At 72.0% G+C, this 26,215-nt stretch carries 22 protein-coding genes; 15 read left to right on the top strand and 7 right to left on the bottom strand.

The genetic code is table 11. The features are described from left to right. From ACIBB8_RS22855 to ACIBB8_RS22840, 4 genes are all read left to right on the top strand, one after another. Entirely contained in the window at positions 1 to 1,035 is a 1,035-nt protein-coding gene (locus tag ACIBB8_RS22855) for an LLM class flavin-dependent oxidoreductase (protein ID WP_398954867.1), read from the top strand. 8 nt (positions 1,036 to 1,043) lie between these two features. Beyond that, entirely contained in the window at positions 1,044 to 2,222 is a 1,179-nt protein-coding gene (locus tag ACIBB8_RS22850; protein ID WP_398954865.1) for a nucleotide disphospho-sugar-binding domain-containing protein, read from the top strand. Beyond that, complete coding sequence (locus ACIBB8_RS22845; RefSeq protein WP_398954863.1) at positions 2,216 to 3,064, top strand: LLM class flavin-dependent oxidoreductase; 849 nt, start codon at positions 2,216 to 2,218, stop codon at positions 3,062 to 3,064. Before ACIBB8_RS22850 ends, ACIBB8_RS22845 begins: the two co-directional genes overlap by 7 nt. 137 nt (positions 3,065 to 3,201) lie before the next feature. Then, positions 3,202 to 4,404 (top strand): cytochrome P450, encoded by a 1,203-nt coding sequence (locus tag ACIBB8_RS22840; RefSeq protein ID WP_398954861.1) that lies wholly within the window; start codon positions 3,202 to 3,204, stop codon positions 4,402 to 4,404. An 81-nt stretch (positions 4,405 to 4,485) separates the two neighbouring features. Here the strand turns inward: ACIBB8_RS22840 and asnB are convergent, their stop codons facing one another. The 5 genes from asnB to ACIBB8_RS22815 form a co-directional block, all read right to left on the bottom strand. Continuing rightward, complete coding sequence (gene asnB, locus ACIBB8_RS22835) at positions 4,486 to 6,327, bottom strand: asparagine synthase (glutamine-hydrolyzing) (RefSeq protein ID WP_398954859.1); 1,842 nt, start codon at positions 6,325 to 6,327, stop codon at positions 4,486 to 4,488. 38 nt (positions 6,328 to 6,365) lie between these two features. Further along, the gene (locus ACIBB8_RS22830; protein ID WP_398954857.1) at positions 6,366 to 6,878 is read right to left on the bottom strand and encodes a hypothetical protein; all 513 of its coding nucleotides are present in this window, start codon (positions 6,876 to 6,878) and stop codon (positions 6,366 to 6,368) included. Beyond that, positions 6,875 to 7,141, bottom strand: a complete 267-nt coding sequence (locus ACIBB8_RS22825; protein ID WP_398954855.1) for a ferredoxin — start codon at positions 7,139 to 7,141, stop codon at positions 6,875 to 6,877. Before ACIBB8_RS22825 ends, ACIBB8_RS22830 begins: the two co-directional genes overlap by 4 nt. 13 nt (positions 7,142 to 7,154) lie before the next feature. Continuing rightward, positions 7,155 to 8,357 (bottom strand): cytochrome P450, encoded by a 1,203-nt coding sequence (locus ACIBB8_RS22820; protein WP_398954853.1) that lies wholly within the window; start codon positions 8,355 to 8,357, stop codon positions 7,155 to 7,157. Positions 8,358 to 8,463: 106 nt separating this feature from the next. Continuing rightward, positions 8,464 to 9,495, bottom strand: a complete 1,032-nt coding sequence (locus ACIBB8_RS22815; RefSeq protein ID WP_398954851.1) for a methyltransferase — start codon at positions 9,493 to 9,495, stop codon at positions 8,464 to 8,466. Between the two features lie 264 nt (positions 9,496 to 9,759). Between ACIBB8_RS22815 and ACIBB8_RS22810 the strand changes: the two genes are divergently transcribed. From ACIBB8_RS22810 to ACIBB8_RS22800, 3 genes are read left to right on the top strand one after another with little or no spacing between them, the layout of a single operon-like run. Continuing rightward, the gene (locus ACIBB8_RS22810) at positions 9,760 to 10,557 is read left to right on the top strand and encodes an SDR family NAD(P)-dependent oxidoreductase (RefSeq protein ID WP_398954849.1); all 798 of its coding nucleotides are present in this window, start codon (positions 9,760 to 9,762) and stop codon (positions 10,555 to 10,557) included. Then, a complete protein-coding gene (locus ACIBB8_RS22805; RefSeq protein ID WP_398954846.1) occupies positions 10,557 to 11,633 on the top strand; it encodes a methyltransferase in 1,077 nt (358 codons plus the stop codon). Before ACIBB8_RS22810 ends, ACIBB8_RS22805 begins: the two co-directional genes overlap by 1 nt. Before the next feature lie 30 nt (positions 11,634 to 11,663). Further along, a complete protein-coding gene (locus ACIBB8_RS22800; RefSeq protein WP_398954844.1) occupies positions 11,664 to 12,725 on the top strand; it encodes a methyltransferase in 1,062 nt (353 codons plus the stop codon). A 74-nt stretch (positions 12,726 to 12,799) separates the two neighbouring features. On the opposite strand, the gene ACIBB8_RS22795 is transcribed toward ACIBB8_RS22800, so the two are convergent. Continuing rightward, positions 12,800 to 13,315: a MarR family winged helix-turn-helix transcriptional regulator gene (locus tag ACIBB8_RS22795; protein ID WP_393307450.1), complete on the bottom strand. Its 516-nt coding sequence runs from the start codon at positions 13,313 to 13,315 to the stop codon at positions 12,800 to 12,802. Positions 13,316 to 13,443: 128 nt separating this feature from the next. Here ACIBB8_RS22795 and ACIBB8_RS22790 point away from each other — a divergent pair, with 128 nt between their 5' ends. The 7 genes from ACIBB8_RS22790 to ACIBB8_RS22760 all read left to right on the top strand — a co-directional run bounded on the left by ACIBB8_RS22790 (position 13,444) and on the right by ACIBB8_RS22760 (position 24,346). After that, positions 13,444 to 15,180, top strand: coding sequence for an MFS transporter (locus ACIBB8_RS22790; protein ID WP_398954842.1), 1,737 nt, complete (start codon positions 13,444 to 13,446; stop codon positions 15,178 to 15,180). 198 nt (positions 15,181 to 15,378) lie between these two features. After that, positions 15,379 to 17,046 (top strand): FAD-dependent monooxygenase, encoded by a 1,668-nt coding sequence (locus ACIBB8_RS22785; RefSeq protein WP_398954840.1) that lies wholly within the window; start codon positions 15,379 to 15,381, stop codon positions 17,044 to 17,046. Between the two features lie 103 nt (positions 17,047 to 17,149). Then, positions 17,150 to 17,773 carry a hypothetical protein gene (locus ACIBB8_RS22780; protein WP_398954838.1) on the top strand — a complete coding sequence of 208 codons (624 nt, stop codon included), beginning with the start codon at positions 17,150 to 17,152 and terminating at the stop codon, positions 17,771 to 17,773. A 76-nt stretch (positions 17,774 to 17,849) separates the two neighbouring features. Beyond that, positions 17,850 to 20,006, top strand: coding sequence for a multicopper oxidase family protein (locus ACIBB8_RS22775; protein ID WP_398954836.1), 2,157 nt, complete (start codon positions 17,850 to 17,852; stop codon positions 20,004 to 20,006). 84 nt (positions 20,007 to 20,090) lie between these two features. Further along, positions 20,091 to 21,395 carry a cytochrome ubiquinol oxidase subunit I gene (locus tag ACIBB8_RS22770; protein WP_398954834.1) on the top strand — a complete coding sequence of 435 codons (1,305 nt, stop codon included), beginning with the start codon at positions 20,091 to 20,093 and terminating at the stop codon, positions 21,393 to 21,395. Between the two features lie 36 nt (positions 21,396 to 21,431). Continuing rightward, positions 21,432 to 22,442, top strand: coding sequence for a cytochrome d ubiquinol oxidase subunit II (locus ACIBB8_RS22765; protein ID WP_398954831.1), 1,011 nt, complete (start codon positions 21,432 to 21,434; stop codon positions 22,440 to 22,442). A 377-nt stretch (positions 22,443 to 22,819) separates the two neighbouring features. Then, positions 22,820 to 24,346: a peptide MFS transporter gene (locus ACIBB8_RS22760; RefSeq protein WP_398954829.1), complete on the top strand. Its 1,527-nt coding sequence runs from the start codon at positions 22,820 to 22,822 to the stop codon at positions 24,344 to 24,346. Between the two features lie 108 nt (positions 24,347 to 24,454). Here ACIBB8_RS22760 and ACIBB8_RS22755 read toward each other — a convergent pair whose 3' ends face one another. Beyond that, complete coding sequence (locus tag ACIBB8_RS22755) at positions 24,455 to 24,919, bottom strand: transposase (RefSeq protein ID WP_398955027.1); 465 nt, start codon at positions 24,917 to 24,919, stop codon at positions 24,455 to 24,457. A gap of 586 nt (positions 24,920 to 25,505) precedes the next feature. On the opposite strand from ACIBB8_RS22755, the gene ACIBB8_RS22750 reads away from it, so the two are divergent. After that, the coding region (locus tag ACIBB8_RS22750; RefSeq protein ID WP_398954827.1) for a transposase at positions 25,506 to 26,215 on the top strand (710 nt) is incomplete at its 3' end.

Below are 26,215 nucleotides of genomic sequence, written 5' to 3'. Positions count from 1 at the left end.
ATGCGACTGGGGATCAACCTTGTTCCCGAGGACTGCGCCCGCACCGCGCAGGAGGCCGAGCGGCTCGGCTTCGACGTCGCGGCGGCTCCCGAAGGCTTCCGCTCCGACGCGATCTCGGTGCTCGGCTGGGTGGCCGCGCGGACCAGCCGGATCGGTCTGCTGTCCACGGTCATCCAGATCCCGGCGCGGACCCCGGTCGCCATGGCGCTCGCGGCGGCGACCCTCGACGGCCTCTCCGGCGGCCGGTTCCGGCTCGGCCTCGGCATCTCCAACAGCCATGTCACCGAGGGCTGGCACGGCACCCCGTTCGCCCGGCCGCTCGCCAGGACCAGGGAATACGTGGAGGTCGTGCGCCGGACCCTGGCACAGGAACCGGTGACGTACCAGGGACGCCACTTCGCCCTGCCGCTGCCGGGCAGCGACGCCGGGCCGTTCCGGCACCCGGGCCCGGTCCGCGCCGACCTGCCGGTCTACCTGGCCGCGGTCGGCACCCGCAGCCTGGAGCTGACCGGGGAGATCGCCGACGGCTGGGTGGGCGTTTTCTGCACGCCCGACCACGCCAAGCGCGCGCTCGACCCGATCGGCACCGGCCGCCGCCGGGCGGACAAGGACCTGGACGGCTTCGACGCCTTCCTGTCCGCCCCGGCAGCGGTCGGCGAGGACGTCCCGGCGGCCGCCGCGCCGATCCGGCCGTACGTCGCCCGGTTCATGAGCCTCGGCGACCGGGAGAGCAACTTCTACTTCCGGCTCGCCACGCAACTGGGGTACGGGAAGGCCGCCGAGGAGGTGCAGGACCGGTTCACGGCCGGTGACGCGGCCGGTGCGGCGGCGGCCGTGCCGCTGGAGTTCATCGACTCCACCTCGCTCCTCGGCACGCCCGGCCGGATCGCCCGCCGGCTCACGGAGTACGCGGCAGCCGGGGTCACCACGCTGGGGATCTCGCCGTACGCGGACACGACGGAGGCGCGGATCGCCGTCATGGAGACGGTGGCCCGGGCGCACCGCGAGGCCGGTCTGCCCGGACGGGAGAGGTGAGGCGTCCGATGCGTGTGCTGTTCGTCAGCTGGGCCTGGCCGACCCACTTCTACCCCATGGTGCCGCTCGCCTGGGCACTGCGAGCGGCCGGCCACGAGGTACGGGTGGCGGCCCCGCCCGGCCTCGCGGCGCACGTCACCGCCGCCGGACTGCCGTACGCGCAGGTCGGCCGCGACCTCGACGCGGTGGCCCGGATCCGCGACTACATCCCGGGCCGGACGGCCGGCCCGGCGGGCCGCGGGCCCCGCGCGGTGACGCTCTTCGCCGAGCTCGCCGAGGCCATGGCGGACGACCTGGTGGCGTTCGCCCGGGCCTGGCGCCCCGACCTGGTGGTGCACGAACCCACCGCGTACGCCGGGCCGCTCGCGGCCGCCGCGTCGGGCGCCCGTGCCGTACGGATGCCCTGGGGCGCCGACCTGATGCACAGGCAGGCCACCCTGGAGGCCGAGGAACGCGCGCTGGCACCGCTGTTCGCGCGCTTCGGCCTCGACAGCCAGGAATCCCCGGACGCCCTCGGGGCGCTCACCGTGGACATCTGCCCGCCCGCGATGCAGGTGCCCGAGGAGTCCAGGCCGGGCCCGCTCGACCGGCTGCCGATGCGCTACGTGCCGTACAACGGCGCGGGCCGGGTGCCCGTGCCGCTGCCGCCCGCAGAGCGCCGGCGGCCCCGGGTCTGCGTCACCTGGGGCACCACGGTCGGCCGCCTCGACCCCTCGATGGTCCTCGCCGGCGAGGTCGCCGCCGCCCTGGACGCCCTTGACGCCGGGATCGTGGTGGCGGTCGCGGGGGAGCAGTGCCCGCTGCTCGGCGAGCTGCCCGCCCGGGCCAAGGTCCTGGAGTCGGTGCCGCTGCACTGCGTCCTGCCGCACTGCGACCTGGTCGTCGCCCACGGCGGCGCCGGCACCATCCTGACCGGCCTCGCCCACGGCCTGCCGCAACTGGTCGTGCCCCAGCTGATCGACCACACCTTCAACGCGCAGCGGTTCACCGCCACCGGCGCCGGACTCTCGCTCACCCGGGACGAGGCCCACCCGCAGGGCCTGCGGGCCGCCGTCCTCGCACTCCTCGACCAGCCCTCGTACCGCAAGGCGGCCGAGGAGATCCGGGACGACAACGCCCGCCGGCCGACCCCGGCGCGGGTCGCCGAGCAGCTCGCCGTGTTCGCCGAAGGAGGCCGGCCGTGCTGATCGGCGTCGGACTGCCCGCCACCGTCCCCGACACCGCGGGGGAGCGGATCACCGACTGGGCCCGGCAGGCCGAGCGGCACGGCTTCTCCACCCTCGGTGTGCTCGACCGGCTGGTGTATGACAACTACGACCCGCTGGTGGCCCTCACCGCGGCCGCCGCCGTCACCCACCGCATCGGCCTCGCCACCACGGTGCTCACCGCCCCGTACCGCAACAACACCCCGCTGCTCGCCAAGCAGATCGCCTCCCTCGACCGGATCGGCGGCGGCCGGCTGACCCTGGGACTCGCCGCGGGCAACCGCGACGACGACTTCACGGCCTCGGGCGTCGACCCCGCCGCGCGCGGCAAGCTCCTCGACACGATGCTGGCCGAGCTGAGGGAGACCTGGCGCGGCGAGCGCCCGGGCGGCGCCGTCGGCCCGGCCCCACAGGGGGAGCTGCCGCTGATCCTCGGCGGCACCTCCGCCGCCGCCTTCCGCAGGGCCGCGCAGTACGGCCGGGGCTGGATCGCCGGCGGCAGCTCGCCCAGCGGCTACCGGGCCAACGCCGACCGGGTCGAGGCCGCCTGGCGCCGGCACGGCCGCACCGGCCGCCCGCACCTGATGACCCTGCTCTACTTCTCGCTCGGCCCGCGCGCCGATCGGCTGGCCCAGCGCTATCTGACGGACTACTACGCCTTCTCGGGCCGCGCCGAGTCGATCGTCACCATGGCGCTCACCGAACTGTCCCGGCTGCGGGCGGCGGTGACGGCCTATCAGGACGCTGGCTGCGACGAGATCGTCTTCATGCCCTGCGACGCCGACCCCTGCCAGCTCGACCGCCTCGCGGACGCCGTGCTGTAGCGCGTGTGTCCCCCGATCCAGAAGACACGGCCTGGACGCCGTTCCGCACGCGGAGCGGCGTCCAGCGCGTCCGGGCCGCGCCGCCGCCCGAACATCCCCCGAATGAACGCCCGTTGAACAGTTCCCAAGGAGGACGCATGACCGCCGAGAGTCCTGAGCGAACGTTCCCGCTGCCCGTGCCCGACCCGCTGGAACCCGCCCCCGCCTACGCCGAGCTACGCGGCACGGAGCCTGTCGCGCCGGTGACGCTGCCGACCGGGCACCGGGCCTGGCTGGTGACCCGTTACGAACACGTACGGCAGGTCCTCGCCGACCCGCGGTTCAGCAAGGCGGCGCTGACCGAGCCCGACGCGCCCCGGCTGCTGCCCGTCGCCAAGGGCTCCAAGTCGCTGTTCACCATGGACCCTCCCGAGCACACCCGGCTGCGCAAGCTGGTCGCCCGCGCCTTCACCGCGCGGCACATCGAGCGGATGCGCCCGCACGTCAAGGAGATCACCGGCCGGCTGCTCGACACGATGGCCGCCGGCGGCGCCCCCGCCGACCTGATCGCCAACCTGGCGCAGCCGCTGCCGATCACCGTCATCTGCGAGCTGCTCGGGGTGCCGCTCGCCGACCAGGACCGGTTCCGGGTCTGGTCGGACGTGATGCTCTCCATATCGGCGCACTCGCCGGACGTGGTGATGGAGGCCAGGCGCGGACTCGACGGCTATCTCGGCGAGCTGATCGTGGCCAAGGCGAAGGAGCCCGCCGACGATCTGCTCACCCATCTCATCGAGGCCCGTGAGGAGGACGGCGACCGGCTCTCCGAGGAAGAGCTGCTCGCCTTCGGCCACACCCTGCTCGTCGCCGGCTACCACGCCACCACCGGCGAGCTGGTCGGCGCGCTGATCACGCTGCTGCGCGACCCGGAGCTGTGGGCGCGCCTGGTCGCCGACCGCACGCTGGTGCCGGGCGCGGTGGAGGAGCTGCTTCGCTTCTCGGTGGCGGGCGGCGGCGCCGGCGCCATGCGCATCGCCACCGAGGACGTCGAGCTCGGCGGGGCGGTGATCCGCAAGGGCGACGCGGTGCTGCCGGCGATCACCTCGGCCAACCGGGACGAGGAGGTCTTCGAGCGGCCGGAGCGGGTCGACCTGGCGCGGCAGAACAATCCGCATCTGACCTTCGGCCACGGTCTGCACCACTGCCTGGGCGCCCAGCTCGGCCGGATGGAGCTGCAACTGGCCCTGGAGGGCCTGCTCGACCGCTTCCCCGGACTGCGCCTCGCGGTGCCGACCGAGGAGCTGCGGTGGGTGTCCGGGATGGCCTTCCGCCGGCCGGCGGAGCTCCCGGTCGCCTGGTGACGTGACCCCACGCGGGACCGCCCGTACGACAAGAAGCTCCCCGTCCCGACCGGGACGGGGAGCTTTCTCGTGGACCAGGATTCAGACCGCCAGGTCGAGCCCGTACGCCGCGATCCACTCGTCGAGGTGCAGCGCCATGTCGATCTCGATCCGGGTCAGACCGGCGGCGGCCGTCGCGTCCCGGCGCACATCCTCCACGACCGTCGGGTTGAGCAGCGGCAGAACCGCCGAGTCCCCTCCGGCCACCAGCTTGGCGAACCGCTCCTGGACGTAGCGGTCGTAGGCGGCGTCGTTGGAGATCGGATAGCCCGTCTTGGGCCGGTTGAGCACCGCCTCCGGCAGCAGGTCCTTCGCCGCCGCCCGCAGCAGGCTCTTCCACTGCCCGTCGAAGGTCTTGAACTCGAACGGCGCGTTGAACACGTAGTCCTGCAGTCGGTGGTCGCAGAACGGCACCCGCACCTCCAGGCCCACGGCCATGCTGAGCCGGTCCTTGCGGTCGAGCAGGGTGCGCATGAAGCGGGTCAGGAAGAAGTACGTCGACTCCCGGAACTGCCGGGCCCGGCCGCTCTCCCCGGGCAGCCGCGGCACCGCGGCGGCGGCCTGCCGGTACTGCTCCGCCTGGTAGCCGCGGACGTCGACCCGGGTGGTGACCGGGCCGAACAGGGCCGGCATGCCGAGGTTGTGGGCGAGGCTCCACGGCAGGGTGCCGGGCTGCCCGTACTCGGGGTGGTGGAACCACGGGTAGCCGCCGAACAGCTCGTCCGCCGACTCGCCGGTCAGCGCCACCGTGGAGTGGCCGCGGATCGCCCGGAACAGCAGGTACAGCGAGATGTCCATGGAGCCGGGCCCGGCGATGAGCACCGGCCAGTCGAGCGCGTGGACCACCGCCCGGCGGGTCGGGGCGTCGATCATCTCCGCGTTGCCGAGCAGGATGTGCCGGTGGTCGGCGCCGACGTGCTCGACGACCTGCCGGACGTACGGCGAGTCCGCGGTGGGATGGGTCAGGTCCGGCTCGAAGTTGTCGAGGTAGCCGACGAAGTCGACGTCGAACGAGCGGACCTTGCCGCTGCCGTCACGCTGCTTGGCGAGCGACGCCAGGGCGGTGAGCGTCGAGGAGTCGAGCCCGCCGGACAGCATGGTGCACAGCGGCACGTCGGAGACGATCTGCCGGGTGACGATGTCCTCCAGCAGCTCCCGCACCGTACGGATGGTGGTGGGCAGGTCGTCGGCGTGCTCGTGCGCTTCCAACTGCCAGTAGCGACGCAGCCGGTGCCCGTCGCGGGAGACCCGCAGCACATGCCCCGGGGCGAGCTCGGGCATACCGGCGATCACCCCGGCGCCCGGCGCCTTCACTCCGCCGAACAGCTCGCGCAGCCCATCGGCGTCGATGGTGCGGCTCGCCTGCGGATGGGCGAGGATCGCCTTCGGCTCGGAGCCGAACAGCACCCCGCCGCCCGGAAGCAGCTGGTAGTACAGCGGCTTGATGCCGACGCGGTCGCGCACCAGGAGCAGCTCCTCGCTGCGCGCGTCCCAGATCGCGAAGGCGAACATACCGTTGAGCCGGTCGACGAAGGACTCGCCCCACTCCAGGTAGGACCGCAGCACCACCTCGGTGTCGCTGCGCGTGGTGAAGCGGTGCCCCTTGAGGACGAGTTCCTCCCGCAGCTCGCGGAAGTTGTACACCTCGCCCGCGTAGGTCAGGGCCGCCTGCACCCGGCCGCCCTCCTCGGCGACCATGGGCTGCCGTCCGCCCTCCAGGTCGATGATGGCGAGCCTGCGGTGGCCCAGTGCGGCGTGCGGAGCGATCCACACGTCGCCGGCGTCGGGGCCGCGCAGGGTCATGGTCGCCGTCATCTCCCGGACGACGGCGGCCTCCTGACGCAGATCTGTTGCGAAGTCCACCCAGCCGGCGATGCCACACATGCCAGCACTCTCCTTTGCTCTGTCCCGGCCGCGGCCGGTCAGCCGTCGACACCGAACCGGGTGCCGACCGCCGTGGACTGGACTTCCATCAGGACCTTGCCGCCGGCGTCGAGGGCCTGCCCCGTGCCGGCCGAGGTGAAGGTGCCGTCCGCGCCGAACCGCGCCGTGTGCCGGATCCGCAGTTCGCTCAGCAGACCGCCGTCGGCGTCCGACCGCAGGCCCCGGATCACGTACAGGAAGCTGTCGTCGTCGGTCCACTCCCAGGTGCCGATGCCGGTGTGGGTGTGCCGGTGGGTCTGCAGGATCAGCTGTCCGTCGGCGCCGAACGAGTAGTGCGCGTGCTCGACGTCGGGCACGCCCTCGATGGTGACGACCACCGACCAGCTGCCGACCGGCGAGGGCCGCCGGTCCTTGCGGTGCCGGCCGCGCTCCTGGTCGTACGGTCCCTGGTCGTGCGCCGCGGCCGGGGCGGCGGCGCCGACGGCCAGCGCCGAGCCGAGGAAGCCGGCCCTCCTGAGCAAGGAACGGCGGGTGCTGCGCTGAGGATTCATGGGCGTACCTCTCTCGGTTCTCGTTGTACGGCCGCCTCCGGGGCGGCGGCGACCGGCCGGCCGGTCGCCAGGTCGGTCAGGGTGATCGCCTCGGCCGGGCAGGCCTCCACGACGTCGATCAGCTTCGGGTCGGGGTCCACCGGGCCGGCCGCCGGCCGGGTGCGATGGTCCTCGCCCACGGAGAAGTACCGGGGCGCCGCAGCGGCGCAGATCCCGCTGCGGCGGCAGGTCTTGTCGACGGTGATCCGCCACTGCTCGCTCATCGCCGCCCCCGGGTCACCAGGTCACCGGCAGATTGACGAGCGCGCGGGCGGTCAGCCCGGTCTTCCAGGTCAGCCAGTCGGCCGGCACCGCGAGCTTCAGAGTGTCCGGCACCCGCTCGATGAGCGTGCGCAGCGCGACCTGCATCTCCAGGCGGGCGAGCTGAGCTCCCAGGCAGTGGTGGATGCCGTAGCCGAAGGAGAGATGCACGTTCGGGGTGCGCTCGACGTCGAAGCGGTCCGGGTCGGCGAAGACCTCGGCGTCGTGGTTGGCGGAGCCCAGCGAGGCGATCACCGCCTCGCCCTTCTTGATCTCGGCCTCGCCGATCGTCAGGTCCTCGGTGGCGACCCGCAGCTGGGTGCCGGTGAAGACGAACGGATTGAACCGCAGCAGCTCCTCGACCGCGCCCGGGATCAGCTCCGGCTTCTTGCGCAGCAGCTCCAGCTGGTCCGGGTGGTGAAGGAGCGTGAAGAGCGCCGTGCTCAGCGAGTTGGCGGTGGACTGGTGCCCGACCGTCATGATGATCATCGCGAAGTCGAGCAGCTCCTCCTCGGACAGCTGCTGTCCCTCGTCCCGGGCGTGCACGAGCACGCTGAGCAGGTCGTCGGCCGGCTCCTCGCGGCGCTGCTCGATCAGCCCGCGGAGGTAGCCGATGATCTCGCCGCGGGCCTCCTTGACCTCTTCGACGCTGTGGCCGCCGAGGCTGAAGATGACCTCGCTCCAGGCGTGCAGCCGGTCCACGTGCTCGTACGGCACACCCAGCAGCTCGAAGATCACCTTGATGGGCAGGCTGAGTGCGTAGCAGGACATCAGGTCGACCGGCCGCGGGGCGACCAGGACGAGACGGATCTGCTCCTCGGCCAGCTGCTCGACACGCGGGCGCAGCGCCTCGACGCGGCGGGCGGTGAACGCCTGCATCACCAGGCGGCGCAGCCGCGAGTGGTCCGGGGCGTCCATGCCGAGGATGGTCTTGGGACCGGGGGTGGTGTTCCCCATCCGGGGCGCGTCCGGCGCCTCGGCGGCGGCCCGGCTCAGCCGCGGGTCGACCAGGGCGGCGCGCACGTCCGCGTAACGCGTCAGGAGCCAGGCCCGGTCGCCGGTGGGAAGAGTCACCCGGGCCACCGGAGCCTGCTCGCGCAGCCGGCGGAACTCCTCCGGCGGCTCGAACGTGTCCGGCGCCGGGAAGGGGAAGGCCGGCGGTGCCTCGTCGATCGACATCGGTATCCCTTCGGGGTGGTGCGCGGATAAGCACGCGCGGGCAGCCCCTCCATGGCGACTTCGCGAGGTCGCGAGGTCGCGGAGGTGCCGCCCGTGACGCGTGGGGCTACTTCTTGCGGCCGATCACGAGGATGTCGTTGGTGTCGAGCAGCTCGGCGGAGGTCTCCGCGAAGCCGGCCTCCGTCATCCAGGCACGGCAGTCGTCGACCCGGTACTCGGAGCCGCCGTGCGTGACGACCAGCATGGTGAGGCTGGTCAGCAGGTTGTTCAGCGGGCTGAGCTCGTCGTCGAGCATGGGGTCGTAGACCAGCAGGGTGCCGCCCGGCTTGAGGGCGTCGAACGCCGACTTGATGAGCTGCTTGCGGCGCTCGGGCGACCAGTCCTCCAGCACGTGCCCGATGATGACGACGTCCGCCTCCGGAACCGGGTCGGCGAAGAAGTCGCCGCCGTGGAAGGCGATCTTGTCCTTGAGGCCGAGGCCGCCGATGTGGTCCTCGTACGCCGGCTCGACGGCCGGCAGGTCGAAGACGGTGGCCTTCAGGTGCGGGTGGGCGTCGATCAGGGTGGCGGCCAGGTTGCCCCGGGCACCGCCGACGTCCGTGACGGTCTTGACCTTGCTCCAGTCGTAGGCCTTGGCGAGCTCCGGGCCGACGGCCCAGTTGAGCGCGTCCATCATGGCGACGAAGTCCCGCATCTGCTCCTCGGAGCGGTACAGGTGCTTGAACATGTTGTCGTCGCCGTGGCCCTCGATCTGGGACTCGCCGGTCTTCAGCGACTCGGTGAAACCGCCCCAGGCGCCGTACAGCACGCTGTTCGAGCGGCTGAGGAAGCGCCCCACGTACGTTCGTCGGCCCTTGACCAGGTGGGTGTCGGCGGCCTTGGTGTTGCCGTAACGCCCGTCCTCCCGCGCCAGCAGGCCCAGCTTCACCAGCGCGTTGAGGAACTCCCGGGCACCGCGCTCGTGGAGAGCGAGCTTGGTGCGGATCTCCTCCTCGGTGGCCGGCCCGCTGTCGCTCAGCACGGTGAACAGGTCGAGCTCGTTCGCGGTGAGCAGGATCTTCGCGCTGCCGAACGCCATGCCGAGCTGGATGATGCCGTTCAGGTCCAGTGATCCCTGCTCTTCACGGGTCTTGGTCATGCGCCGGTTCCCTTCAGGTGGTTCCGGTGGTGTCGAGGCCGCGCCCGGTCTGGTGAGCACGCCCGGTGAACTATCCGGACCGGACCTCAATCCGAACTGGAATCCCGATGGACCGGCGCTCGCGGCGGTGCGTTCGAGAGAGCGGCCCGGCCGCTCCAGCGACACTCCAGCCGCGATCTCCAAGCTGGGGTGCGGTGCCCGCGTTGCGCGCCGCGGGCCTGACGTGTCGACACCGGCGCACCGCCGGAAAGGACGGGAGTTGCCATGGAACTCGGCCTGAAGGACAAGGTCGTACTGATCACTGGCGGCAGCGGCGGCCTCGGTCGCCCGCTCGCCCGCGCCTTCGCCGAAGAGGGCGCCAAGGTCGCGCTCACCTATCTCAGCCGGGTGGAGAACGCCAAGGCCGTGGCCGCCGAGATAGCGGCGGCCGGCGGGCAGGCGCTGCCCGTACGGCTCGACCTGACCGACGCGGACTCCGTGCGCGGCGCGGTCGCGGAGGTACGGGACGCGTGGGGCGGTATCGACGCCCTGGTGGTCAACGCCTCGGCCTCCGGCGGCCCCGACCCGCACGCGCCCGCCTTCGACGAGATCCCTGCCGAGAGGTGGCTGCCGCCACTGCGGGCAGAGGTCGAGGGCGCCTTCCACACCGTGCAGGCGACACTGCCGGCGATGAAGCCGCGCGGCGGCGGCCGGATCGTGTTCATGTCGGCGGCGATCGTGAAGCGCGGACTGAAGGGCGCGGAGGGTTACGCGGCGAGCAAGTCCGCCCTGCACGGGCTGAGCCGCACCCTGGGCACCGAGCTCTTCGAACACGGCATCCTCTCCAATTGCGTGGCGCCGGGCCCGGTGGTGACGGAGGGGCTCCTGGAGAAGCTGCCCGAGGAGGTACGCGCCCGGGTCGCCGGCCTCGACGCCGAGGGGGCCCGCGCCGCGCTCAACAAGGCGATGCCCTTCCTGCACTTCTCCACCGTCCAGGATGTCGTCAACGCCACGCTCTTCTTCGCCTCCCCGGCCAACGGCAACATCACCGGCAACGTGCTCTACGTCGACGGCGGGCACTGATGACGGCGACCGAACGGACCGAACGGGATGTCGCGTTCAGCCCGCTGACCGCGCTGCAGGAGCTCCGGCCCTTCCAGTGGTCCGCCGGTCTGGTGGCCCGCGGCATGGCCGAGCTGCGGATCGCCGACGCGCTCGGCGACGGCCGGCGCACCACCGACGAGATCGCGCAGGCGATCCGCGCGCACCGGCCGAGCCTGGAGCGCTTCCTCCGGGTGTGCGAGCTCCACCGCCTGGTCGCACCGGCCGCCGAGGCCGGGGAGCCGGGCGCCGGGTCCGGGGCCGCACGCCGCTGGGAGCTCACCCCGGCGGGACACCTGCTGCGGTCCGACGTGCCGTCCCTGCGCGGCTTCAGCATCGCCGTCAACGCGCCCGGCATGACCCGCCCCTGGGAGCTCGTCGCCGACGTGGTCCGCACCGGCTGCCCGGCCACCCGGACCGTGTGGGGCATGGACCACTGGGAGTACTACGCCGCCCACCCCGACGAGGCCCGCAGCTACGCCGAGACCTGCGCCTCGCTCTCCGTCGAGGCGGCCGAGGCGCTGGTCGCGAGCCTGTCCCTGGCGGGGGAGCGGGAGATCGTGGACGTCGGCGGCAGCCCCGGCACCGTGCTCGCCCGGGTGCTCCGGGAGGTTCCCGGAGCGCGCGGCGTGCTGCTCGACCTGCCGTGGGCGGTCGGCCACGCGCGGGAGACCTTCGAGAAGGCCGGCCTGGCCGGCCGGGTGGAGCTGGTGGCCGGGGACTTCCGGCACGAGGTCCCGGCCGGCGGCAGCCTCTATCTACTCAAGAACGTGCTGTGCGATCTCGACGACGAGGCGGCCGCGCAACTGCTCACGAACTGCGCCAAGGCCGCGGAGCCGGGCAGCCGGCTCGTGCTGCTCGACTGGGAGTACACCGAGCACTCCTCCCATGTCCACGCCAACGACGTGGAGTTCATGGTGCTCACCGGCGGCCGGGCGCGCACCGAGGAGGAGTACCGGCGGCTGCTCGCCGCCGCGGGCTTCGACGACTGCCGTCGGCTTCCCCTGGCCGGCCACGAGCGGGCCCCCATCGCACTGATCGAATCCGTCCGGGCCTGACAAGGTCCTTGTGAATCAAGGTGGTTGAGGATGTCGGGTGATCTGACAGAGGACCGGGTGGACGCCTGCGAGGGCGCGCCCGTGATCGGCCCGCCGCCCGCCCAGGCGGTGGCGGAGCTCGGCTGGGGCATGTGGGCGAGCGCCGTGGTGCAGGCGGCGGCCCAGCTGCGGCTCGCGGACGCGGTCGGCGACGAGCCGGCCGCGGTCGAGGAGATCGCCGCCGCCGTCGGCGCGGACGTCCCCGCGCTGACCCGGCTGATGCGGGCCCTGGTGGGCTTCCGCATCTTCCGCCAGGCCGCACCCGGGCGTTACGCCCACACCGAGATGTCGCGGGCGATGCGCTCGGACGCGCCGGGCTCGGTGACGGACATCATGCTGACCGGCTCGCACTGGGGCTGGGAGATGTGGGGCAAGCTCGCCGAGAGCGTCCGCTCGGGCCATTGCGCCTTCCAGGAGACGTACGGCAAGGACCTGTTCACGTACTTCCACGAGGACGACAACGCGGCCGGCGAGACCTGCCTGAAGGGGTACGCGGCGCAGTCCCGGGCCATGAACCCGGGCGTGGTCGCGGCCCTCGACCTGGCGGGCGCGGACACCCTGTGCGACGTCGGCGGCGGCCACGGCAGCCTGCTGAAGTCGCTGCTCGAAGGGAATCCGGACGTCAAGGGTGTGCTGTTCGACCGGCCGCACGCCATCTCGGCGGCGCTGCCCGAGCTGCGCGAGGGCCCGCTGGCCGAGCGGACCGAGCTGGTGACGGGCGACTGCTTCCAGGGCGTGCCGGAGGCGGACGTGTACGTCATCCGCCAGGTGCTGCACATGTGGGACGACGACGCCTGCCACACGGTGCTGACCAACTGCCTCAAGGCGGGCCGCCCGGGCGGCCGTGTGGTGCTCCTGGAGCAGCTGGTGGCCGACCCACCGGAGACGCCCTGGGACGCCCTGATGGACCTTCACATGCTGCTGGTCATGGGCGGGTGGGAGCGTACGGCCGAGGAGTACGGGGCGATGTTCGAGCGCGCCGGCTTCGAGTTTGCCGGGGTGGTGCCGAGCGGCACGCCGCTGCGTCTGGTGGTCGGCACAATACCCGGGTGACGGGGCGGCGGCTGGTGCGTACGCTCGTTACGCACCAGCCCGCACCAGGACCTGCCTCGGCCCCTGCCGGGGCCTCACTTGGCGGCGGCCGCCCGCTTGGCGCCCTTGGCGGCGTTCTTGCCGGCCCGGAGCTTCACCGCCTCCTCGTGGGTGATCGGCGCGGCGGACCGGACGAAGTCAAGCACCGTCTCCAGCTCGCTCTCGGTGAACCGCTCGCACAGTTCGGCAAGAGAGCTGCCGAGCGATTCGAACAGTGGGAAGACCTTCGCCTCCAGGTTGGGCATCGGCGTGACGAGGACACGCCGACGGTCCTTCGGATCCCGATCGCGACGGACGTGGCCGGCCGCCTCCAGGCGGTCGATGACCCCGGTGATGGCGCCGGTGGTCACCCCGTTCTCCTCCGCCAGCTGCCCGGCCGCCATCGGGCCGCGGGCCACCAGCGCCCCAAGACAGTTCAGGTCAAGGACGCTCAGCCCCAGCCGGTCGGCGACCGCCTGGTGGAAGAGCACCGATTGGCTCACCAGAGCACGCAGCTGCTGATCCACGGCCGCGGCCAGTTGTGCACGTTCCGCACGTTCCGCGCTTGACATACGTCCCGTCCTTACAGTTACCTTGCCATTATCTCAGCAACTGAGATAATGAGTCGAGAAGACTCCTGCTTAGTAAGCATCCGAGTTGCTGATTGTCTTGGTCAGTCTAGATCAAAGAGAGGTGCACCATGTCGAACCCGTCCGCGGCGGCCCCGCCCGTCGAGGGGGACCCGAAGCGCAAGGTCGCACTGATCGTGGTGCTCCTCGCCGCGTTCATGGACCTGCTCGACTCCACGATCGTCAACGTCGCCATCCCGTCGATCCAGACCGACCTCACCACCGGATACGCCACCGTGCAGTGGGTGGTCGCCGGCTACCTGCTCTCCTTCGCCGTCCTGCTGATCCTCGGCGGCCGGCTCGGTGACATGTACGGCCGCAAGAAGCTCTTCCTGACAGGCGTCGCGGGCTTCACCGTCGCCTCCGCGCTGTGCGGCTTCGCCGCCGGTCCGGAGATGCTGGTCGGCGCCCGGGTGCTCCAGGGCGCCATGGCCGCGCTCATGGTGCCGCAGGTGCTGTCCATCATCACCGCCGCCTTCCCGCCCAAGGAGCGCGGCGCCGCCCTCGGCGCCTTCGGCGGCGTGGCCGGTCTCGCCACCGTCGGCGGCCCGATCGTCGGCGCCCTGCTCATCGACGCCGACCTGTTCGGTCAGGGTTGGCGCATGGTCTTCCTGATCAACCTTCCGGTCGGCATCCTGCTGTTCCTCGCGGCCTCCGCCGTCATCCGCGAGTCGCGCTCCTCCGAGTCGATCAAGCTGGACGTCGTGGGCACCGCCCTGCTCACCGTCGGGCTCCTGCTGCTGCTCGTCCCGCTCGTCCAGGGCCGCGAGCTCGGCTGGCCGCTTTGGTCCTTCGTCGCCATGATCGCCTCGGTGCCGGTGCTCGCGATCTTCTGGGCGTACCAGCAGCGCCTCGGCGACCAGGGCCGCTCCGGCCTGATCGTGCCCTCCATGTTCCGCAGCCGCTCCTTCACCGCCGGCATCGTCGCCAACACGGTGTTCTTCGCGGTCACCATCGGCCACTTCCTGATCTTCATCCTCTTCCTGCAGAACGGCCTCGGCTTCTCCGCCCTGCGGGCCGGCCTCACCGGAGTGCCCTGGTCCTTCGGCGTCAGCTTCGGCGCGGCCCTCTCCGCCACCGTCCTCACCGCCAAGCTGGGCCGCAAGGTCATGGTGATCGGCGCGGTCCTGCTCGCCACCGGCCTCGCCGGAATCTCCCTCACCATCCAGCTGCGCGGCGCCGAGATCGGCTCCTGGTCGCTGCTCCCGGCGCTCCTCGTCGGCGGTCTCGGCATGGGCATGATCATCGCGCCGATCCTGGACTTCATCCTGACCGACGTCCCGCCGGAGCACGCCGGCGCCGGATCCGGCGTGGTCAACGCCTTCCAGCAGGTCGGCGGAGCCCTCGGCATCGCGATCATCGGCGCGCTCTTCATCGGCTTCCTCGGCGGCTCCGCCGACACCGCCGCCAAGGACGCAGGCGGCCAGTTGCGCACCGCGCTCGTCCAGACCCACGTCTCCCCGGACCAGCAGGCCCGGCTCACCGACGCCTTCCAGACCTGCTTCACCGAGCGCACCAAGTCCAAGGACCCGACCGTCGAGCCCGCCAGCTGCGCCCCGCTGACCCAGGTCACCGACCCGCAGGCCGGCGCCGCCATCGGCGCCGCCGCACAGGACGCCCGCCGGGAGGTCTTCTCCACCGCCCTGCAGCGCACCATCTTCGCCCAGATCGGCCTGACCGCCCTGGTCCTGCTCCTGGTGCTGCTCCTGCCCAAGCAGGCCAAGCACCACGACGAGGCCGGGGAGGAGACCGCAGAGCCCGGAACCGAGCTTGCCGGACCCGGCGTCGCCGAGCCCAGTACCGCCTGAGCACGACCCGTACGACCTGAGTACCGCCCGTACCGCCTGAGCAAAACCCACCGCCCGGACGGCCGCGACCCCTCGACGGCCGTCCGGACGGACCCGGCCCTCCGGCCCACCGGCCCGCTGTTCCCACCGGGCCCGGGCCGAGTGGTCCACCGGCACCACCGTCCCGCCTGACCGATCGTCCCGAACGGAGAGGTACCCATGACACCCGCTACCACCGAGCAGACGCCCGTTCTCATCGTCGGCGGCGCCGTGGTCGGCCTTTCGACCGCGCTGTTCCTGGCCCGCCGGGGCATCCGCCCGCTGCTGGTCGAGCGCCACCCCGGCGCCCTGGGCCACCCGCGCGCCCGGGTCATCAACCCCCGCACCGTCGAGGTCTTCCGGGCCGCCGGCCTGGAGGAGGAGATCTTCGCGGACCGCTCCCTCACCTCCGAGCTCAGCGAGAAGCTGATGGTCCGCGCCGAGACCCTGGCCGGCCCGGAGATCTTCTCCGCGCCCATGCAGGACGAGGCCCCCGAGCTCACCTCCGAGGTCACGCCCTGCACCTGGTGCTCCATCGACCAGGACCGCCTTGAGCGCATCGTCGCCCGCCGCGCCACCGAACTGGGCGCGGAACTGCGCTGGTCCACCGAACTCGTCGGCTTCGAGCAGGACGAGGACGGCGTCACCGCGACCCTCCGCGACACCGCCACCGGCGCCGAGTCCACCGTACGCACGCAGTACCTGATCGGCGCCGACGGCGTGCGCAGCGCCGTCCGCGAGACCGCCGGCATCGCCGTCGAGGGCCCCGGCACCCTGATCCACACCGTCAGCGTGGTCTTCAAGGCCGACCTCACCGAGCCGCTGCGCGGCCGCGACCTGGGCCTCGGTTACTTCGACCAGCCCGAAACCGGCACGCTGCTCATGCCGCTCGACGGCTCCCGCTGGGTCTTCTACACCCCCTACCACCCCGAGCGCGGCGAACGCCTCAAGGACTTCGACGAGGCCCGCTGCATCGAGGCGATCCGCGCCGCGATCGGCATGCCCGACCTCGCCGTCGAGGGCCTGGAGGTGCAGGTCGAGAAGACCGGACAGAAGATCCTCGGCTTCGAAATCTCCGCCGGGCTCGCCGAGCGCTACCGCGAGGGCCGGGTCCTCCTGGTCGGCGACGCCGCCCACACCATGCCGCCCACCGGCGCCTTCGGCGCCGCGACCGGCATCCAGGACGCGGACAACCTCGCCTGGAAGCTCGCCGCCATCCTGCACCGCACGGCCGGACCCGCCCTGCTCGACTCGTACGAGGCCGAGCGCCGCCCCGTCGCCCGCTTCACCATCGACTACGCGCTCGCCGAGCTCCAGGAGCGCTCGCACGACCAGGGCGACGACGGCCGGCCGAGCTACGCGGCGACCATCCTCGGCCAGCTCTACCCGGGCGGCGCCCTGCTCCCGGAGAGCGGCGACGGCGCCGAGGCCGGATCCGAGGCCGGGGCGGAGCTGCCGCCCGCGCTCGACCCGCGCGTGCTCGGCCGGCCCGGCACCCGCGCCCCGCACACCACCGTGCGCTGCCGCGGCAAGGAACTGTCGACCCTCGACCTGTTCGGCGAGGCGCCGGTGCTCCTCACCGGCCCCGAGGGCAGCGGCTGGGAGCACGCCGCGGGACCGGCCGCGCAGCGGCTCGGCATCGACCTCGACGTGTACCGGATCGGCGGAGAGTTCGTCGCCGACCCGGCGGGGCACTGGGCCTCCCGTTACGGGGTGGACGCCGACGGCGCGGTGCTCGTGCGCCCCGACGGCTTCGTGGCCTGGCGCTCGGCCGGCGCCGCCGACGAGCCGCAGGCCCGGCTCGAAGAGGTCCTGGCGCAGGTCCTCGACCGCGCCCCGCACGCCTGAGCAGCACCGCCCGACCCGTAGCAGCACCAGCAACAAGAGCACGAACAGCACCAGCACCAGCAGCAACGCACAGCACGCACAGCACGAACGGAAGGAATGACCGATGACCACTCAGGAGAAGACCTTCAGCAACCCGCTCGGCGCGGCCACCACCAAACTGCTCAAGTTCGTCGGCGGCGCGTCCGAGCTCACGCTGGCCGCCGAGCCCAAGGACAGCGACCACCTCTACCAGGGCAGCTTCTCCGGTCTCGTACCGGAGATCGACACCACCGGGGGCGTCGTCACCGTCCGCTACCCGCGCCGGCTGCACCCGTTCTCCGCCCGCCGCCACAGCGGCAGCCTCACCCTCCACCCCACCGTGGCCTGGGCGATCGAGGTCGACGGCGGCACCGGACGGATGACCGCCGACCTCTCCGGCCTGGTCCTCACCCGACTCGACCTCGGCAGCGGCGCCAGCCATGTCTCCGTCTCGCTGCCCCGGCCGCGCGGCACCGTGCACATCCGGGTCGCCGGCGGCGTCAGCAACGTCAGCCTGCGCCGTCCCCCGGACGTCGCCGCCCGGATCGCCGTCCGGGGCGGCGTCTCCCAGCTGACCTTCGACTCCCAGCACCTCGGCGCCGCGGGCGGCGGGGCCACCTTCGCCGGACCGACCTACGAAACCTCCGAGGACCGCTACGACATCGAGGTGCTCGGCGGAGCCAGCGCCCTGACCGTCGACCGGGCCTGACCACCACCCCACCCGTCGAGGGACCTGCCCGAGGGCCGTGAGCGCCCCGGGCACGTCTCACTGATCGGAGCAAGGAATGTATCTCGCCGTCTCCATTTTCGACTTCATCGTCTCGCTGGTGCTCTTCCCGGTCTGGCTGCTGGCCGCGCTCACCGTCCGGCGGCTCGCCACCCGCCCGGACACCCGGCGGCTGCGCCGCGGAGCCCGTATCGCCGTCGTCCTCACCGTGCTCGGTTTACTGCTCGCCGCCGGGCGGCTCCTCACCTTCTCCCAGATGGCCGGCATCAACTGGGCACTGGTCGGTGACCGGCGCGTCATCACCACCTTGCTGCTGCTCCTGCCCGGAGTGCTCGCCACGCTGGTGCTCAGCCTCCCGAAGGTGTGGTCGGCGGCCCGCCGCAGCGGCCCCGAGGAGCCCATCGCCCTGGTCACGCCGCGGATCACCGTCCCGCCGCAGCTGGCGGCCTTCGGCGCCCTCGGCGGCTTCTTCGAAAAGTTCCTGCCGCCGGACCGCTCCGCCGCCCTCAACTACCCGGCCTACGGGCTGATCCTGATCGCCGGCGCCTGCTGGCCGGTGTTCCGGGCCCGCCGCCGGGCGGACCGGCTGACCGGCCGTACCACCGCCCCGCAGCGCACCCGCGGCCGGCGGGTCGCGGTACGGCTCGGCACGACCATCGTGATCCTCGGCATGCTCGGCACCCTGGTCACCCTCGAAGCCCAGCGCAGCCGCTTCCCCGACACCTTCTCCATGATGAAGGGCACGATGGACTACGGCGGCGGCACCACCTTCGCCGCCGACCATGAAGGCCACGGGGGACACGGGGCACACGGCGGACACGACGGCGCCTCGGCCACGACCACCAACGCCCTCGGCACCACGGGCCACGGCACAGGAAACACGGCCGGTACGGCCGCCGCCAAGGCCGTCGGCGTCGACACGCTCAAGGGCCCCAGGGCCGGCACTCCGGACCGCCGGTTCACCCTCACCGCGCAGGAGGCCACGATCAAGCTGGCCTCGGGCCGTACGGTCGACGCCTGGACGTTCAACGGCCAGATCCCCGGCCCCGAACTGCGCATGAAGCAGGGCGAGCTCGTCGAGATCACCCTGGTCAACAAGCTCAAGGAAACCCCCGTCAGCACCCACTGGCACGGCCTCGACGTCCCCAACGGCGAGGACGGCGTCGCCGGCGTCACCCAGGACGCCGTGCCGCCCGGCGGCACCTACACCTACCGGTTCCAGGTCAAGGAACGCGGCACCTTCTGGTACCACTCGCACCAGTCGTCCTCCGAGCAGGTGCAGCGCGGCCTGTTCGGCCCGATGATCATCGACCCGGCCCAGCAGACTCGCCCGGTCGACCAGGACGTCACCGTCCAGGCCCACACCTGGGACACCTCCCAGGGCTCCACGCTCGCCCTCGGCACCTCCGACACCCTGGACCACCGCACCGCGCGCCCCGGCCAGAAGATGCGCCTGCGGCTCGTCAACAGCGACATCCTGACAAGGACGTTCAGCCTGACCGGCGTCCCGTACACGATCACCGCCATCGACGGCATGGACATCAACGAGCCCGGTGAGCTGACCGGCCGGCGCCTGGTGGTCGCCGGCGCCGGACGCCTCGACATCGAGTTCACCATGCCGAACACCCCGGTCCGGCTCGCCTCCGAGGACGCCAAGGCCGCGGGCATCGCCTTCTCCGCCGACGGCAAGGGCACCCTCGAACCGCGCTTCGACGGCCCGGAGTTCGACAAGATGTCGTACGGCAAGCCGACGGCCCAGCCGTTCGACGCGCGCAGCACGTTCGACCGCACCTTCGACCTGACCCTCGACGAGTGGCTCGGCTTCTACAACGGCGGATTCGCGCTGCGCCAGACCATCAACGGCAAGGTCTTCCCGGACGCCCCGATGCTGATGGTCAAGGAGGGCGAGACGATCCGCGTCCGCTTCCTCAACCGCGGCCAGGAAGACCACCCGATGCACCTGCACGGCCACCATGTGCTGGTGCTCAGCCACAACGGCAAGCCGCTGACCGGCAGCCCGATCTGGCAGGACACCGTCCTGGTCCGCCCGGGCGAGGCCTGGGAGGTCGCCTTCAAGGCCGACAACCCGGGCATCTGGATGGACCACTGCCACAACTTCACCCACGCCCAGCTCGGCATGGTCATGCACGTCGCGTACGAGAACGTCACCACCCCGTACACGGTCGGCGGCAAGAACGGCAACCGCCCGGACTGACGGAGCGACCGAACCGCCCCGGGGGAGGCCGGCCCGTCCTGCCGACCTCCCCCTCGCCGTACACCGACCCCGAGAGGCAACCCCGTGGACGACGTGCTGGTCCTCGCACGCCTGCAGTTCGCCATCACGGCCATCGCGCACTACCTCTTCGTCACCCTCACCCTGGGCCTCGTCACCCACCTCGTGGTGATGCAGACCCGCTGGGCCGTCACCGGCAAGGCCGAACACCGACGGCAGGCCCGCTTCTGGGGCCGGCTCTACCTCGTCAACTACGCCCTCGGCATCGGCACGGGCATCGTGATGGAGTTCCAGTTCGGCCTGGTGTGGAGCGGACTCACCCACTACACCGGGAACGTCTTCGGCGCCCCGCTCGCCATCGAGACCCTGGTCGCCTTCTTCGCCGAGTCCACCCTGCTCGGACTGTGGATCTTCGGCTGGGACCGGATGGGCCGCGTGCTCCACACCGTCGTCCTGTGGCTGCTCGCGCTCACCGCCTGGTCCTCGGTCTACTTCGTCCTCGCCGCCAACGGCTTCCTCAACCACCCGGTGGGGTACGAGATCGTGGGCGGCGAGGTCCGGCTCACCGACTTCACCGCCCTGCTCACCAACACCAACGCCCTGTCGGCGGCCGCGCACATCGCCTCCGGCGCGATGGTCACCGGCTCCTTCTTCGTCGTCGCCGTCAGCGCCTGGCACCTGCGCCGGCGCACCGGCCACGAGGAGTTCTTCTGGTCCTCGATGAAGCTAGCCCTGCCGCTCGCCCCGGTCTTCGTCGCGCTGACGGCCGCGCTCGGCGGCTGGCAGATCGGCTTCTCCGTCGAGCAGACACCCACCAAGTACGGCGAGCGGTCGCCCGAGACCGCGGGCCTGATCCGCGACTTCACCGCGCGCTTCGGCCCCGACACCTACCTGCCGCCCGGGATCAGCCGGACCGCGGAGGTCCTCATGGTCATGGGGGCGCTGTTCATGGGCGCCCTCGCGATCCTCGGCGTGCTGTTCCTGGCCAAGCGGAATCTGATGCGCCGCAAGGTGCTGCTCTGGCTGCTCACCGCTGCACTCGTCCTGCCGTACCTCTCCAACGTCTCCGGCTGGGTCTTCCGCGAGGTGGGCCGCCAGCCCTGGGCCGTCTACGGCGTCCTGAAGACCAAGGACGCGATCACGCCGGGCCTCACCGCCGGCACCGTCCTCGCCTCGCTGCTCGTCTTCGGCAGCCTCGTCGCCGCCCTGGTGCTCGTCGACTGGGCGCTGCTGCTGCGCCTCGCGCGGCGCGGCCCGGACGACAACCTCGCAGATCTTTCGGGCCGTTCGGACGACCCCGAGGGGCGGGCCGCGGCCGCCGGACTCCCGCGCCCGAGCACCGACGCCCCGTCCACCGTACGCACCTCCTGACCGCGCCCACCGCGCAGACCGTTTCTGGAGTCTCTTGTGTGGCACACCCTTTGGTACGCGCTCCTGGGGCTGCTCCTGGCCGGCTACCTCGCCCTGGACGGCATCACCCTCGGTACCGGCATCGTCGGCCGGTGGCTCGCCCGTGACGACGCCGAGCGGCACACCGTCGCCGCCGCCACCGGCCCCTTCTTCCTCGGCAACGAGGTCTGGCTGGTCGCGGCCGCCGGCATCACTCTCGGCGGCTTCCCCGGCCTGGAGTCCAGCGTCCTCAGCGGGATGTACCCGCTCGTCGTCGCAGGCGTCGCCGCGGTCCTGGTGCGGGAGGCCGCGATGCAGTTCCGCCGCCGGGTGCCCGGCGCCCGCTGGCGGGGCTTCTGGGACGCCGTGGTCCTGCTCACCTGCGTCCTGATCGCACTGACCTGGGGCACGCTCGGCGGCGCCCTGCTCGGCGCGCTGCCGCTGCAGGGCGGGCACCTCGCCCTCGACCCGGGCCTGCTCCTGCGCCCCCTACCGGTCCTGTCGGCACTGACCGCGGTCGCCGTGTTCACCCTGCACGCCACGGTGTTCCTCGCGGTCCGCACCGAGGGCGGGCTCGTCGCGCGCGCCACGCGCACCGCCAGCCGGCTCGCGCCCGTCGTGGCGGGCCTCGCCGTGCTCACGGCGGTGGCCGCCGTCGCCGACGGCACCGCCCGCGCCGGACTGCTCAGGCCCGTACCCGCGGCCGTGCTCCTCCTGGCCGCCGTCGCCGCCCTGCTGCTCGCCCCGCGGCTCGCGGCCCGCGGCCGCGCCTCGGCACCGCTCGTCAGCGGCCTTGCCGCGCTCGCACCGGTGCCGCTCCTTGGCGCCGCCCACTACCCGCAGGCCCTGATCAGCGGCGCAGGACCGCACGAGAACCTGTCGGTGGCCGAGGCCGCCGCCGCCCCGTCGACGCTCGCCGTCGTCGGCCCGGTGGTGCTGCTCGTGCTGCCGGTGCTGCTCGCCTTCCAGGCGATGCAGTGGTGGGCCTTCCGCGCCAAGGCGGACGACCGCTCACCGGCGTACTTCTGACCCTTGCAGGCGAGCCGGACCCGAGCGAGGTCCGAGGGCAGTCGGGTTTCCTGCCGTCGAGAGAGAAACGGCTCCCGGTGTGCGTGCCGGGGCGCCCTCGGGCCGAGTTCTCAGGACGCGCTCCTTCGGGCGCCCTCGGGAAACCGCCCGAGGCAGGGCCGGCTCCCCGGGGACCGGGGTGCGGCCCGGCCCCCTGCGCGTCGGCCCGCCCCTCGATCTGCGGTGCCCGGTACCTCCCCCGGCCGGGCGCCGCGCTATTCCTCCCCCCTCGCCTCCCGACCTCCTACGGCCGCGCTCCCGAGCGATCCTCGAGCCGTCCCCGAACCGGCGCGGCCAGATTCGGCGGGCGACCGTCCGACATCCGCAGGGAGGAACCCATGGCCGCCCCGATCAGACCGCCCGCCACCGGCGAGCGGATCCAGCAGACCGGCACCGTTCCCGCGGCGGGCGACGCCGGCCGCCGCACCGTACTGCCCGGCCGGCCGCGTCGGTTCACCACGCTCTTCCTCACCGACGTCTGGGAGCGGTTCAGCTTCTACGGGATGACTGCGATCCTCGTCCTGTACGCGACGGAGGACACCGCGCACGGCGGCCTCGGCCTCGCCGCGGGCGACGCCGGCATCCTGTTCGGCGCGTACATGGCGGCAGTCTTCCTGTCCTCCCTGCCGGGCGGCTGGATCGGCGACCGCATCCTCGGCGCCCAGCGCGCCGTCCTGCACGGCGGGGTCCTCATCGCCCTCGGCCATCTGACGATGGCCGTGCCCGTCACTGGCTCCGTCTACCCCGGCCTGCTGCTCGTCGCCTGCGGCACCGGACTGCTCAAGCCCAACATGGCCGGGCTGCTCAGCGCGTTCTACGACCGCGAGGACCGCGCCGGGCGCGACGCCGGCTTCGCCCTCTTCTACATGAGCGTCCAGGTCAGCGCCCTGATCTCGCCGATCGTCGTGGGCCTGCTCGGCGAGGGCGTGAACTGGCACCTCGGCTTCGGCGTCGCCGCCCTCGGCATGGGCGCCGGACTGCTCCAGTACGCCCGCGGCATCCGGCACTTCGGGGAGGTCGGCCGTACGCCGGAGCGCGCCGCGACGCCCGCCGAACGCACCCGAGTGCTGCGCGTGGCGCTCGCCGCCGTCGCCCTGGTCGTCCTCGCGTACAGCACCGACATCGCCCTCGGCGCCTTCCGGCTGCCCCATGTCATGATCCTGGTCGGCCTGCTGGCCGTGGCGTCCCCGGCAATCTGCTTCTGGCGGCTGCTGCGCAACCCGGTCCTGACGGCCGTGGAGCGGGTCCGGGTCCGTACGTACATCTGGCTGTTCCTGGTCTCGGCGGTCTTCTGGGCGCTGTTCCTGCAGGCGGGCTCCGCCTTCTCGCTGTTCGCCAAGCACGCCACCGACCGCGAGGTCTTCGGCCGCACCTTGCCCGCCAGCTGGTTCCAGTCGGCGATCCCGTTCTTCGTGCTCGCCCTCGCCCCGGTGTTCGCCTGGCTGTGGACCCGCGCGGGCGACCGCCTGTCCACCGCCGCCAAGTTCGCCCTCGGCATGGGCGCCACGGCCTCCGCCTACCTGGTGATGGCCTCCGCCGCCACCCTGGCCGCGGACGGCGGCCAGGTGTCGCCGCTCTGGCTGCTGCTCGCCTTCCTGCTGCTCGCCGCCGGCGAGGTCTCCTTCGGCCCGGTCGGCATGAGCGCCTCCACGGCCATCGCCCCGGCGACCTTCGTCAGCCAGATGGTGGGCTTGTTCTGGCTCTCGGGCGCGCTTGGCGGCGGCATCGGGGCCAACGCCCTGAAGGCCTCCGGCGACCAGGTCCCCGGCTCCGGCTTCTTCCTCGGCCTCGCCGCCGCGGCCCTTGCGACGGGCACGGTCCTCCTGCTCCTGCGCCGTCCCCTCACCCGCCGCCTCGGCGTCTGACCACTGGGCCCCGGGGTGCCCGCCCCGGGGCCCCGCATTGTCAGGTTGAGCGAGAGGCTTCCGGCTCTTGGCATGCCGGGGCCGTTCCGGGCCGCTCTGCCCGGTGGTTCAGGCCATCGGGACGAGGTGTCCGGTGGTGGCAGTGATCTCGTTCCAGATGGTGAATCGGTCCTTCATGGCGGTGCGGTGCTCGGGGGCGAACATCAGGTGGCGTCCGGGGCGGAAGTGCGGGGAGATTCGACTGAACGAGGCCAGGAAGCGCTGCGCCCCACCGACGGAGCGGAAGCCCTTCATCGCACGTTCGCGCTGCCTTGTCGGCTGGTGGGATTCTCCGCCCGGTTGTTCAACCCCTTGTGCGCGATGTTCCACCGAGGGCATCACCTCGCGATGCGCGGTCCCGTAGGAGGCGAGCTTGTCGATGACCACCACCCGGGCCACCGCGCCCTTCATGAGCTTGCGGAAGAACCGTTTCGCGGCGGCCGTGTCCCGCCGGTTCTGCACCAGGATGTCCAGGACATTGCCGTCCTGGTCCACGGCCCGCCACAGGTACCTCTGCACGCCTCGGATCTTGATTGCGATCTCTCGGTTTCGGGACAGTGGTAGTGAGAGTCAGCGGGTCCTGGTGTGTTGATGCTGGTCGGGGGCTGTTTCGGGGCGTGGGGTCACTGTCATGGACGTGAGAGATCGGTGTGGGGTTCGCTGTCCTGGGTGTTTATCGCGGCAGGGATGACGCTGTCTCAGTTTCGTGAGTTCTGATCCATCGGCGGGCGGGGGTTGGTGTGATCGACGGGTGGATCAGGAACACATATCCGCCGGCCTTGGAACGGGCGGGCGGCGGCTCGGACGCGGCGTTGCCGGCTGTGTCGGTTCGGGCGTTGCGGGGGCCGGGCGGTTGGTCGGTTGCTGGCTCTGCGTCGGGAGGGGAAGCTCACCACCCGGCATGTGAGGTCGGCGGCAGACGCGTTGGGTGTGCGGGAGCTGACGGCTCGCGCGGCCAGCCTCGGTGTTTCACCGCGAATTCCAAGGACGGTGACGTTCTGTCATAGCATGGAAAAGGTGCCCCTTGACCTGCGATGATCCGGCTTGTCTAAGGCTTGGATCATGAGCGGGTGGGGGCACCTTTCACGTGCAGAGTAGCGAGTGGACACGCGGTCTGACCATGTCGGGGGATGGGAAGGGGCAGGTCGGGCATGTGGGCGGGGTGCATCTGAGGCTGCTCGCGGAGCGGGTGGGTCTGACCGGTGCGCTGTCGGCGGCCCTGGCCCGGCCGGGCTTCGTGCCAGTGCACGACCGGGGCCAGGTGATGGTCGATCTGGCGGTGGCCATCACACTGGGGGCCACTTGTATCCGCGACATCCGGCTACTGGAGCACCAGAGGCCGGTCTTCGGCCCGGTCGCCTCTTTTCCCACCGCGTGGCGGGCGCTCGTGGAGGTCGGCGAGCTGGGCCTGCGCCGGATCGAGCGGGCCCGCACGGCAGTACGCCGTCATGTACAGGGTCTGCTCCGTGACCGCCCCGAAGGCTTCCCCGAGGTCGAGGTTGAAGGGGTGCCGCTGACGGGCTGGACCGTGATCGACAGTGACGGAACGCTGATCGCCGCGCCGTCGGAGAAGGAAGGAGCCCACGGCACCTACAAGGGTTTCCTGGGCCATCACGTGTTCGTCGCCACCTGTGACAACACCGGCGAAGAGCTCGCCGCCGTGCTGCATCCAGGCAACGTGACGGCCAACGACGCGGCCGTGAACATCGACGTCCTGACCCGGGCGGTGGCCCAACTTCCCTGGTGGCGACGGCAGAAAATCCTCTTCAGGGTGGACGGGGCCGGGTTCTCCCACCAGCTCATCGACTGGATCGCGAGCGCGGGCGGACG

Source organism: Streptomyces sp. NPDC051286, from assembly GCF_044455345.1.
Taxonomy (GTDB): Bacteria; Actinomycetota; Actinomycetes; order Streptomycetales; family Streptomycetaceae; genus Streptomyces.
Note: the sequence above shows the minus strand (reverse complement) of the source record. Positions and strands in the feature narration are given on the sequence as shown.